Genomic DNA, 11,904 nt, shown 5'->3' with positions numbered 1-11,904 from the left:
GACCGCGTGTGTTGCGTGTGCGTTTGTGTGCGCCGCGAGGCGCGCTGCGGCGGGTGGCTTCCCGCCGTCGTCGGCCTCTGTCTTGGGGGCTGACCGCGTGTGTTGCGTGTGCGTTTGTGTGCGCCGCGAGGCGCGCTGCGGCGGGTGGCTTCCCGCCGTCGTCGGCCTTTGTCTTGGGGGCTGACCGCGTGTGTTGCGTGTGCGTTTGTGTGCGCCGCGAGGCGCGCTGCGGCTGATGGGTCAGATGGTCCGCTGCGCCTTGGCCAGATTGTCCTTGAGCTCCTGCGCCGTTTGGCGCTTGATGTACGCAGGGCGGTCCCGCTCGACCCGCCAGCTTTCGGAGAGCGGGCCGATGTTGACGGTGTCGAACCCGAACTCGTCATAGAGCTTGGTGACGAGCTCTGCAGCCTCCGGATAGTCGCTTGCGGTTGCCAGTGCGCGACGGTTTTCCGTGCCTGCGGGCGTGCCGTCCTTCAGGATGTCCGTCCACCGGATGTGGTTGAAACCCTTGGCCACCTTGGAGGCGGGGAGGTGCTTCTGCAGCAGGCCTGACGTGGTCGCCTCGCCTCTGTCCAGTGCCGGAATGCGTCCATCCCGCTCCCAGTAGTAATTGTTGGTATCGATGACAATCTTGCCGGCCAGCGGCTCGACGGGAATATTGCGGTAGGCCTTGAGTGGGATGGTGACGACGACGAAATCGCCCGCCGCGGCAGCCTCCGCCGCCGTTGCGGCCCGTGCCCGGGGTCCAAGCTCCGACACTAAATCATGAAGCGATTCCGGGCCACGCGAATTGCTGATCACCACGTTATAGCCGAGCTGCACTGCCTTGCGCGCAATCTGGCTGCCAATGTGTCCTGCACCCAGGATTCCGATTGTTGTCATATTTGGGCCAACACCGGTTTCGGGCAGGAAATTTCGTGGCTATTACCCTGGCGTAGCCCATTAGAGAGGGGCGGCTTAGACGGGGACTTCTTCCTTTGCCCGTTCGATTTCATTTTCCGGAATGGCGCCCTCATTCTGGGGTTTAGTCCGTGGTTTTGCGGCGGGCGCTGTGGCCTGGGCAAGGAATTCCTGGCTTGCCTGGAGCATCTGGTGGAGCGGGTTGAAGGAGTTATGGCCCACAGCGCCAAAGTCGTAGGCGGTTTCGGCGTGTTCGGAAATGTCCACGCCGGCGAGCTCGTCCTCGTGGCTGACACGGAAACCGATGGTCTTGTGGATGGCCAAGCCGATGACGGCGGTTCCCAGGGCTGATACAGCGATGGTGATAAGAACCGCGACGGCCTGTGCGATGAGTTGCTGAAGGCCGCCACCGTAGAGGAGGCCGCCGCCCTCGCCGTCGACAGGAAGAGCGAGGAAACCGAGGCCAAGCGTGCCGATCACGCCGGCACCGAAGTGCACGCCAACCACGTCAAGGGAGTCATCGAAGTTAAAGCGCTGCTTGAGGCTGACGAAGTATGCGCATGCCACGCCTGCCGCGAGTCCCAGGGCCAGGGCACCAAGCGGGCTGACGTTGGCGCACGACGGCGTGATGGCCACCAAACCGGCGACCACGCCGGACACTGCACCCAGGGAAGTGAGGTGGCCATCGCGGACCTTTTCGAGGCCAAGCCAACCGAGGAGTCCGGCAGCGGGAGCGGCCAGGGTGTTCACCCAGATCAGGCCGGCCTGTTCCGCCGTCGTTGCCGCGCCGGCGTTGAAGCCGAACCAACCGAACCAGAGTAGTCCTGCGCCGAGCATGATGAACGGGATGTTGTGCGGCCGATGGCCGGGATCCTTGCCGAAACCGTGGCGGTTGCCGAGGATGAGGACCAGAACCAGAGCGGCCGTGCCGGAGGCGATTTCGACGACGGTGCCGCCTGCGAAGTCGATGACCTGACCGAAGATGGCCGTCACCGCGCCGCCAGCGCTCATGAGGCCGCCACCCCACACCATGAAGGCGATGGGGCAGTAGACGAGGGTAATCCAGCCGGGGACGAAGAGCGCCCACGAGGTGAATTTGGCTCGGTCCGCGATGGCTCCGCTGATCAGCGCCACCGTGATGATGGCGAAGGTGGCGCTGAACGCAACCTTGATGAGTTCGCCAGGAGCGGTGAGGCCCTCAAGCCCGAAATTGGTGAAGGGATTGCCGAAGATGCCGAACATGCTCTGGCCGGCGCTCATTGAGTAGCCCCACAGCACCCACACAACGCCGACAATACCGGCGGAGACGAAGCTCATCATGATCATGTTGAGCGAGGCCTTGGCACGGGTCATGCCGCCGTAAAAGAGTCCGAGGGCAGGTGTCATGAGCAGCACCATGGCCGCCGACATCATCATCCAGACGTTCGCCGCAGTGATTTCCACCTGCGCGTCCCTTCTCCAAAAGCTGCCGTACCAGGGCTTTCTGCACCCGGCCCCCCAAATGTCCTGATCAATGTTTCTCGTGCGGTGTTTCAGGGAATCGCGGAAAAAGTTGCAGGCACGTTACAGAAAAAGGCTCCCCGTGAAGATCACATGACCGGCATGTTTCAAGAATGTAAACGGAGTCTATGAGTGGATGGCCTGCCCTATGTGCGGCGTGGTGAATCACCTTGTCAGGGCTGGGTTATTGCGGATTCAATCCACGACAGGCTGTGAGATCCCCGGAAAACGAGTCTTCGCGAAATGGTGCGAAGTCGGAAACAGTCCGTTAACCCGGCTTGTCAGCGCGTGGCGGGTGCCGGCGTCGGAGGCGGGGACTGGCTCATCGAAGGTGGCGGCCCCGGGAAAGCGGCCGCGGGATAAAGCGGCGCCACCTTCAACATGTAGTTGGCCCACTGCGGGCCGGCCAACATGTAGCCGTCGATCGATTTGTAGAACGTACCGTTGATCACCACGTTTTGTCCCGGGCGTTTCTGGCCTTCGAGGGCGTCACCGAAAAATGATGCGGTGGATAGACCCGTCGTGTAACCAACCACCCACGTGGAATTGTTCAAGTTGTTTGTGCCCGTTTTTGCTGCGGTTGGAACTACTGTGTGCACCTTTGGATTGATCCAGAAGCCCGACCCCACCTTCAGCACGTCCTGCAGCACGGCATTGACGCCGCGAGCCACTTCTGGCTTGATGGCGCCGCGGCATTGGGAGGTTTGTCCGGGGAAGTTACGGCCGGCGGTGTCGGTCACGCTCAGGATGGCGATGGGTTCGCAGTATCGGCCGTCATTGGCGAAGGTGGCGAAAGCGTTGGCCAAAACGAGTGGTGCGACGCCGATTGCACCCAAGAGATTGCCCAATTGGTGCATGTTGATGGGCGCATTATCCAAGCCGCTGTGAAGTCCGACGGCGTCCACGATCCGCTGGATCCCGCAGAAATCAACCTGTGCAGCCGTGGCAAAGGTTGCAGTGTTGATCGAGTTGTACAGGCCGTAATTGATGGGCATAGGACGGTAGTAGCCCTCGTCGTTGTTTTTGAGGTCATCCGTCGCATCCAGGCCTGCGTTCTTTTGCGCGGTGCTATAGGCGCCCAGGACCTTGCCGCAGCTGGAACGCCAAGGAAAATCGACCGGATATACGCGGCGCGAGGCATCGATCATGCCGTTGAGCGGTTTGCCTTCGTTGAGCCATTCAGCGAATGTGAACGGCTTCATTGCCGATCCTGGTTGGAAGCCACCTGCACCGTTGAGGTCATTGCCTTTTGAGTCGAGGGAATCGACATTGAAATTCAGTTGTGTATCGAATTTGCCCGGTTCAGCTAGGAAGACAGTGTTCTGGGCCATCGCCAGGATGCGCCCTGTCCCCGGCTGGATGGTGACCAGTGAAGCGCCCCATCTGTCCGGGTTGGCCGGCACAGTGGCATCCACTTGGGCTTGTGCGGCGTTCTGCAACCGGCTGTCCAGCGTTGTTGTGATGGTGAGCCCGCCGCGGTAAAGGATTCGTTGGCGGTCAGCGGCGCTGGTGCCGTAGGCCGGATCGTTCAGGATTAGGTGAGAAATGTAGTCGCAGAAGTACGGCGCCATAACAGCGCTTGCACAACCTTGCCTGCCAGGGGTGACTTTAAGTTCGATGGGGGTGGCATAGGCAGCGTCGTGCTGTGCCTGGGTGATCTTGCCATGCTCGAGCATTTTCGCCAGCACCGTGTTTCGCCGTTGGATGGCGAAGTCCGGGTTGATGGTGGGGTCATAAACGCTGGGGCCATTAACCATTCCTGCCAGCAGGGCCGCTTGTGGCAGGGTCAGGTCCTTGGCGCTGATGCTAAAGAAGTGCCTCGAAGCTGCCTCGATGCCGTATGCATCACGGTTGAAGAACACGATGTTGAGGTAGCCCTCCAGGATTTGATCCTTGGTGAATTTCTTCTCCAATTCCAGCGCGATCTTCATTTCCCGGATTTTGTCGCCAATGGTTTTCTGGCCGCTTAGCACTACGCGATCGATTTGGTCCGCGGATACGTAGGCCTCATTTCTGACATTCGTGACGTACTGCTGCGTAATCGTGGACGCGCCCTGCCGCCCTTTGCCCGTCAGGTTGAAGATCAGCGCCCTGACGATTCCTTGGGCATCGACGCCGGCATGATCGTAGAACCGGTTGTCCTCGATGGCTACAACGGCGTCCCTAATGTATGGAGACATTTGGGACAGCGGCACCTTGACACGGTTCTCGGCATAGAAGGTGGCGATCGGCTGACCGTCGGACGTCACCACGCGTGTAGACAACGACGGCGAATCGACTTGCAGGTCCGAGGGCAGGGTGTTGAAAAAGTTGATAGAACCAGTGACCGAGGTGCCGACGGCCGCGACGGCGGGAACCACCAAGCTTGCTGCCAGGACACCGCAGATTGCGCTCACCACGAAGAAGCCGAGCAGCCTTCCCAAAGCTGCGGTCAAACGGACGAGCCCACGGTGTCTCATTCGCACATCCAAGTTTCCGTCATACCGACGTGCCTTCAGGATACGCCCGGGTAGCGTGCCTGCTCCATGGGCTTCGGTGGCGGATGGGCTGGGGTTGGGGGTGAGGCGGATGGGCTGGGGTTGGGGGTGAAGCGGATGGCGGGGCTTGTGCGGCGCGCCCCGACGGCGGGGCGGCGGGGTGGGGCTTGCGCGGAGGGGCTCAACGGCGGGGCGGGGCTTGCGCGGAGGGGCTCAACGGCGGGGCGGGGCTCGACGGCGGGGCGGGGCTCGTCCGCTGGGGCTCGGCTTATGCGGCGGGGCTCGACGGCGGGGCGCGGCCCGAGCGGCGGAGCTCGAATGCGGGGCCCGACGGCGGAGGCTCAACGGCGGGGCGCGGCTCGTACGGAGGGGCTCGTGCGCTGGAGCCAGGCTTATGCGGAGGGGCTCGAATGCGGAGCCCGACAGCGGGGGCTCAACGGCGGGGCGCGAGCCGCGCGACTTGGGTCTCATGCTTGGAACTGCGGTCTTGGCGAGGTGCCCTAGCTCGCTTGATGTTCTGTGGACCCCTCTTCTTTGTGGACAAAGTTCGTGTTTGTGGACAAAGTTCGTGCAGGTTATGCACATACGAAGGATCTTGCACATAGGCCTTCTTGCGTGTCGGGATTATGCGGGCGTGATGGAAGGGTTGATGCATGGAACCGTTCGTGCAGCGTGACTCTTCCCGGGGCTCTGGTCCTGGTTTGGGTGGTGCGCGGATTCCGGATGCGGACGGGGTTCTTGCGTCGGGTTCGGGTTCGGGTGCTGGGTTTGTTGCCCCGCTTGGTTCGGGCTTTGGTTTTGAGCTGCTTGGGCGGTTGCTTGCTGATTCTGTGGAGCTTCGGGGGCAGGCTGTGGCGGAGGCGGCCGTGTTTGATGTCTTTGAGGCCGCGGATTTCGCCGGGCAGGTGGAGGAGTTGTCCCGGTCGGTGGAGTTCCTGCAGTTGGTTGCCGCGCAGGCGGTGGACAGGACCCGGCGGGAGGCGCTGGCGGCTGCGGCGAGGCTGGATGAGCCTTGGGGCTGGCGGACGGGGTGGACCGAGACCCACGGCCCCGACAATCCCGACGGCCCCGGCAATTCCGCAGGCCCCGATAATTCCGCAGGCCCCGATAATTCCGCAGGCCCCGATAATTCCGCAGGCCCTGATGATTCCGTGGACCCTGATAATTCTGCCGGCCCTGGTGATTCCGCGGGCCGTGATAATTCCGTGGACCCTGCGGTGAGGGTGGTGGCGGATGACGGGTTTCGGACTGCGGCTGAGTTTTTGCGGGTGCGGTTGCGGATTGGGATCAGGGAGGCCAAGCGGCGTCTGGCTCTTGCCGGGGCGGTGCTGGATTCGCGGGGGATCGCGGGGCAGTTGGTTCCGGCGCGGCTTGGTGAGCTCGCCGGGGCGGTGGCCGCGGCGGAGGTGCCCTCGGCGTCGGCGACTGCTGTGAGCATGGCGTTGGAGAAGGTCAGGCATGTGGCCGGACCGGCTCTGTTGGCCCGGATGGAGCGGGCGTTGACGCGCACCGCGGCGGAGTCCGACCCGGATTTTGTGCACCGTGTCGCTCAGCGCTGGGTGGATGCGGTGGACCAGGATGGTGCCGAGCCTGGTGAGGAGGAACTGCGCCGCCGTCAGGGCTGGTTCCTGCGCCGGTCGTACCGGGGTTTGCAGCACATCGAGATCTTCGCCAGCCCTGAGCAGTTCGAAACCCTTGCCACCGTGATCAGCACCGCCACCAATCCCAGACTCCGCGCGAACGGCACCGGCAGCACCGCCGGGACCGGCGGGCCCGGCCAGGCCGCGGCGGGGAAGGCCGCGGCGGGCAACGCCTGGGCGGGTCAGGAAGCGTGGAGCGGGGACACGGCAGCCACTGCGGCAGAGGATCAGGCAGCGGCAGATGGTTCCGGCCATGCATCCGCCGGCCCAGCTTCCGCGGGCGGGGCTTCGGCGGGCTTTGAATCCGCGGGCCCAGCTTCCGCCGGCGGGGCTTCGGCGGGCCCTGAATCCACAGACCACGCATCCGCCGGCAGGGATTCGGCGGACAGAGCTTCCGCGGGGAGCGAATGGACAGGCCATGCGTACACCGGTAGGGCTTCGGCCGTTGAATCCCCGGGCCGGACCCCCGCGGACACGGCGGCCGCGGGCTGGGATGCCTCGGACTGTCTGGAGGCGGGCCGGGCCTCCGCGGGCTGGGAGGGGCAGGCAGCCGGGGTGAACAGCGTACTTCCGTCCGCGATCGCCCCGCACGGTGCGGTGACGGCGTCAGCCAACGAGAGCGGCGCGGCAGTTCGCGGCGATGGTGGCGGTCCGGTGCTGGACCGGCGCACTCAGGCCCAGAAAGCGCTGGACGCCGTTGTTGATGCCTGCGCCCTGGCCCTGGCCACCGGAAAGCTGCCCGCCCACGGCGGGGTCCGCCCACAGGTCACCGTCACCATCAGCTACCCCGACCTCTACCGCACCCTCACCGGCACCACCGGGAACACCGCCACCAAATCCAATACCGGCACACGCACCACCGGAGGCTTGGGCACCGCCACCAACACGCGCACCACCGGCGGCTTGGGGACGGGCACGCTCTCCGACACCGCCGAAGGCACGGGCGCCGGCTCGGGCATCGCCGCTGGCTTGGGTACGGCCACCGACACGCGTACCACCGGCGGCACGGCCAGCGGCCTGGGCGCCGCCATTGGTTCGGGCACGGCGATTGGTGCGGGTGCCGCCACTGGTTTGGGTTCAGGCACCGGGACGGCGATGTTCACCGGCCCGATCACCGCCGCCACGATCCGCAAGATCGCCTGCAACGCTGAGATCATCCCGGTGCTGATGGGCTCCGAGGGCCAGGTCCTGGGCATCGGGAGGGCCAGCCGGATCTTCCCGCCGCACATCCGCAAGGCCATCACCGCCCGCGACATGGGCTGCGCCTTCCCGGACTGCATCCGCCCCGCGCACTGGTGCGAGGCCCACCACATCACCTACTGGTCCCGCGGCGGGGAAACCAGCACCGACAACGGCGTGCTGCTGTGCTCCCACCACCACAAACTCATGCACAAGGAACAATGGCGCATCCACGTCAAAACCGGCATACCCTGGTTCATCCCGCCACCCCACATCGACCCCCACCAAACACCCCGACGAAACCACTACTTCCGACCCCTAAAGACATAGGAAGCAGATCCAGCGCGGACAGAGGTGCCTCGGTCTGACATGCGGCACACGGTCGGAAACCCGAGGAACTTCAAGCTTCGGTTCGTGCGGGCGACCGGTCCGGGACTTGAGCTGCACATCCTGGGGCGGCGGCTGGTCCCGGACTTCAAGCTTGCGATCCCGCGGACGCCGGGTCCGGCCACTTTAAGGGCTGCGGTACGGTCGGCGAGTCGTTCAGGATTTGAGCAATGGCACTTCAAGCGGCAGCCGGGGGATGACTTATCCGGGACCCAAAGTGTGTGTGGGTTCGCCGCATCCGCGAGCCCACAGACAGCCCAGGGTTTGTAACCCGATGACGATCCTCCTTCGAAGATTCCAAGGATTTCCCGAGGATCTCCACAAGTCCGGCTGACAGCTCGATCTCCGACCCTAAACTTCAAGAGCACGGTGCCGATTGGCCCGCCACACTGACCCACCTAGCACTGTTGAAGGAACCCAAAATTCGGTCTTCAATGATTCTCCGCCCGGCTGCGGTGACTGCCCTGTTGTCGTCCCTTCTCGTTATGTCCACGGCCGTCGGAGCTTCCGCGGCTCCCAAGCCTTCAGAGCAGACCACGCCCGCATCCGAATCCACGGATCGCTATATCGTTCGCTACGCCTCCGACGCTGATGTGGAAGCCGAAACGAAGGCACTGCGATCGCAGGGGGTCGGCGTCGGACGTACGTTCAGTAAGGCTGTACGTGGCGCCGCTGTTGTCGCGACCAAGGGCCAGATCGAAGCCGTGAAGCGGTCCGGGCGGGCCACCGCCGTCGAAATTGACGCACCTGTAACCGTGACCGAAACCCAGCCACAGCCAGGCTGGGGGCTGGATCGGATCGATCAACGGGCTCTACCGCTCTCCAGCACTTACTCCTACGCTGCTTCCGGCGCCGGGGTCAGCGCATATGTGATTGATACGGGCGTGTATGCCGCCCACAATGACTTCGGCGGGAGGGTTGCGGCCGGATGGACAGCGGTCAACGACGGTCTCGGAACCGGTGACTGCAATGGGCACGGCACACACGTTGCGGGAACCATAGCGGGTGCCACATATGGTGTGGCAAAGGCGGCGACCATCGTCCCAGTGCGTGTGCTGGACTGCAGTGGATCCGGTTACAACTCGGACGTCATTGCCGGCCTGGACTGGATTGAAGCCCATCACACCGCTGGAACACCGGCGGTAGTGAACATGAGCCTCGGTGGTCCAGCAAGCAGCATGGTTGACAGTGCCGTTCAGAGCGTCATCAACGACGGCGTCACAGTCGTCGTGGCCGCAGGCAACTCCGCTGCTGACGCTTGCTCAAGCTCGCCCGCCAGGGTTGCGGGCGCCCTCACCGTCGCCGCCAGCGACTCATCCGACCGGCAGGCCTCCTTCTCGAACTTCGGCTCCTGCGTGGACCTTTATGCACCGGGTGTGGCTATCACCTCCGCGTCCTACACGTCCCCAACTGCCTCGGCGACTATGAGTGGAACGTCCATGGCGACGCCGCATGTAGCTGGGGCTGTGGCCGTGTTGCTTTCGCAAAGCCCTTCCCTAACCCCTGACACCGTCGAATCGCGGATTACCTCCGGCGCCACCCCGGGCGTTATCGCGGCAGCAAGCGCGGGTACGCCGAATCGCCTGCTGTACTCTGACCCGTCAACGGTTCCGGCGCCCGCGCCTTCTCCGGCACCTGCTCCAGCACCCGCCCCGGCCCCAGCCCCTGCCCCGGCCCCAGCCCCTGTTGCGCCGAAGGTCACGGTAGTGAGCCCGGCGCCGAACAGCACCTCGGTAGCTACCTCGAGCAATGTGGCCGCTACCTTTAGCACCAATGTCCAGGGACTCAGCGCGAGCACGTTTGTGCTGAAATCCCCCTCCGGCGCGTCTGTTCCTGCGGCAGTCAGCTACAACGCAACCACGCGAACTGCGACTCTCAATCCGTCGGCTAGCCTGACCGCCGATGCTCGTTACACGGCGACCTTGATCGGCGGAACAACAGCCATTAGGGATGCCAATGGCACACCCTTGGCGACCACCAGTTGGACGTTCACCACCGGCCCGGCTCCAGTCATCACCGCCAAGTCACCCGGCTCAGGCGCGAGCCTGGTGAAGAGAGGTGCCGCTGTCACCGTAACGTTCAACGAAGCCGTCCAAGGCGTCGGAACGGGGACTTTCACGTTGAAGAATTACGTAACCGGCGCCGTTGTTTCCGCCACGGTTACTAGAAACGGGACCACCAACCAGTGGATCCTCAAGCCGACTATGTTGCTGGACGCCAAGACCAAGTACACAGTGACGGTCACGGGAGGTCCCTCAGCCATTGGCGACCTGGCAGGCAACAGCCTGGTCACCACGAACTGGACATTCACCACCGGTTCGGTGTGAGCGGGCGGAAGAGCACCTGAGATCGGTCCCCGCTACATCAGAAAGCAACCCGCATCAGGGGAGCGCCAAGCTTCGGGAGCGGGGGCTGGTACATGGTGAGGCTCGGGCGGGGCCTTGTCCTTGGCGCTGGCGCTCGGAATACTGTGGATGATAAGTAAGCTTACTATCCGCAGTATTCCGAACTTAGGGGTCCCACATGAAAGCAGTTACATGGCACGGGCGGCGTTCCGTCAGCGTCGATGACGTGCCTGACCCCATACTCCAGGAGCCGACGGATGCGATCGTCAGGATCACGTCTACTGCGATTTGCGGCTCCGACCTGCATCTTTATGAAGTCCTCGGCGCCTACATGAACGAGGGCGATGTGCTGGGGCACGAGCCCATGGGGATCGTTGAGGAAGTCGGGCACGGGATCACGAATCTCAAGCCGGGAGACCGGGTGGTGATCCCTTTCAACATCGCCTGCGGCCACTGTTGGATGTGTGCGCGGGGACTGCAGTCCCAGTGTGAAACCACCCAGGTCCGCGAGCGGGGCACAGGCGCCAGGATTTTTGGTTACTCGGAACTGTATGGCTCGGTTCCGGGGGGCCAGGCTGAATACCTCCGCGTCCCGCACGCGGATTATGGTCCGGTCAAAGTGGGGAGCGAACTGCCCGACGAGCGGTACCTTTTCTTGTCCGACATTCTGCCGACGGCCTGGCAGGGTGTGAAGTACGCGGACGTGCCCGACGGCGGGACGCTGGCGGTTTTCGGTTTGGGCCCTGTGGGCCAGTTTGTCAGCCGTGTCGGCAGATATCTGGGACACCGCGTTATTGGAGTGGAGACGGTCCCCGAGCGGCGCGCAATGGCCGAGCGCCACGGCATCGATACAGTCGACTTCAGCAACGAAGTGGGTGACCACCTGCGCGACATGACGGCCGGGCGCGGGCCGGATGCCGTCGTCGACGCCGTTGGCATGGAGGCGGAGCATTCCCCGCTAGGTGCATTGGCACAGAATGCGGTCAGTGTTCTTCCTGGCTCCCTTGCCAAGAAGCTCATTGAAACTGCCGGAGTGGACAGGACGGCGGTCCTTCATTGTGCCCTCGACGCGGTCCGCCGTGGGGGAACAGTCTCGCTAAGTGGTGTGTACGGGGGTGTCATAAGCCCCATGCCGCTGATGGCCATGTTCGACAAGCAGATTCAGCTCCGAATGGGGCAATGCAATGTACGGCGCTGGACGGACGAGTTGTTGCCCCTCGTCGAGGAGTCGGCCGATCCGCTTGGCGTGATGGACCTGAAAACACACGAACTACCCCTGGAGCAGGCCCCTGAAGCCTACAAGACCTTCCAAAAGAAGGAGCAGGGCTGCGTCAAGGTGGTGCTCAAGCCTTGAATCCGGCCAAATTGGCAGGCTCCTGAGTTCTGCCAAGTTGGCAGAGTCTTGGGCTTCGGCCAAGTTGGCAGGCTCCTGTTCGGCGAAGTTGGCAGGGTCTTGGGCTTCGGCCAAGTTGGCAG

At 63.5% G+C, this 11,904-nt stretch carries 6 protein-coding genes; 3 read left to right on the top strand and 3 right to left on the bottom strand.

What is annotated here, in order from left to right; translation table 11 throughout:
* Positions 1-240 precede the first annotated feature (240 nt).
* The 3 genes from LD110_RS23110 to LD110_RS23100 form a co-directional block, all read right to left on the bottom strand.
* Positions 241-882, bottom strand: a complete 642-nt coding sequence (locus LD110_RS23110) for an NADPH-dependent F420 reductase (RefSeq protein WP_225502289.1) — start codon at positions 880-882, stop codon at positions 241-243.
* A 75-nt stretch (positions 883-957) separates the two neighbouring features.
* Complete coding sequence (locus LD110_RS23105) at positions 958-2,343, bottom strand: ammonium transporter (protein ID WP_225502288.1); 1,386 nt, start codon at positions 2,341-2,343, stop codon at positions 958-960.
* A 338-nt stretch (positions 2,344-2,681) separates the two neighbouring features.
* Positions 2,682-4,859, bottom strand: a complete 2,178-nt coding sequence (locus LD110_RS23100; protein ID WP_225502287.1) for a transglycosylase domain-containing protein — start codon at positions 4,857-4,859, stop codon at positions 2,682-2,684.
* Between the two features lie 671 nt (positions 4,860-5,530).
* On the opposite strand from LD110_RS23100, the gene LD110_RS23095 reads away from it, so the two are divergent.
* The 3 genes from LD110_RS23095 to LD110_RS23085 all read left to right on the top strand — a co-directional run bounded on the left by LD110_RS23095 (position 5,531) and on the right by LD110_RS23085 (position 11,782).
* A complete protein-coding gene (locus LD110_RS23095; RefSeq protein ID WP_225502286.1) occupies positions 5,531-8,026 on the top strand; it encodes an HNH endonuclease in 2,496 nt (831 codons plus the stop codon).
* Positions 8,027-8,517: 491 nt separating this feature from the next.
* The gene (locus LD110_RS23090) at positions 8,518-10,410 is read left to right on the top strand and encodes a S8 family serine peptidase (protein ID WP_225502285.1); all 1,893 of its coding nucleotides are present in this window, start codon (positions 8,518-8,520) and stop codon (positions 10,408-10,410) included.
* A 196-nt stretch (positions 10,411-10,606) separates the two neighbouring features.
* Positions 10,607-11,782 (top strand): zinc-dependent alcohol dehydrogenase, encoded by a 1,176-nt coding sequence (locus LD110_RS23085; protein ID WP_225502284.1) that lies wholly within the window; start codon positions 10,607-10,609, stop codon positions 11,780-11,782.
* Positions 11,783-11,904 lie beyond the last annotated feature (122 nt).

The organism is Arthrobacter sp. M4 (assembly GCF_020251205.1).
Taxonomy (GTDB): domain Bacteria; phylum Actinomycetota; class Actinomycetes; order Actinomycetales; family Micrococcaceae; genus Arthrobacter.
Note: the sequence above shows the minus strand (reverse complement) of the source record. Positions and strands in the feature narration are given on the sequence as shown.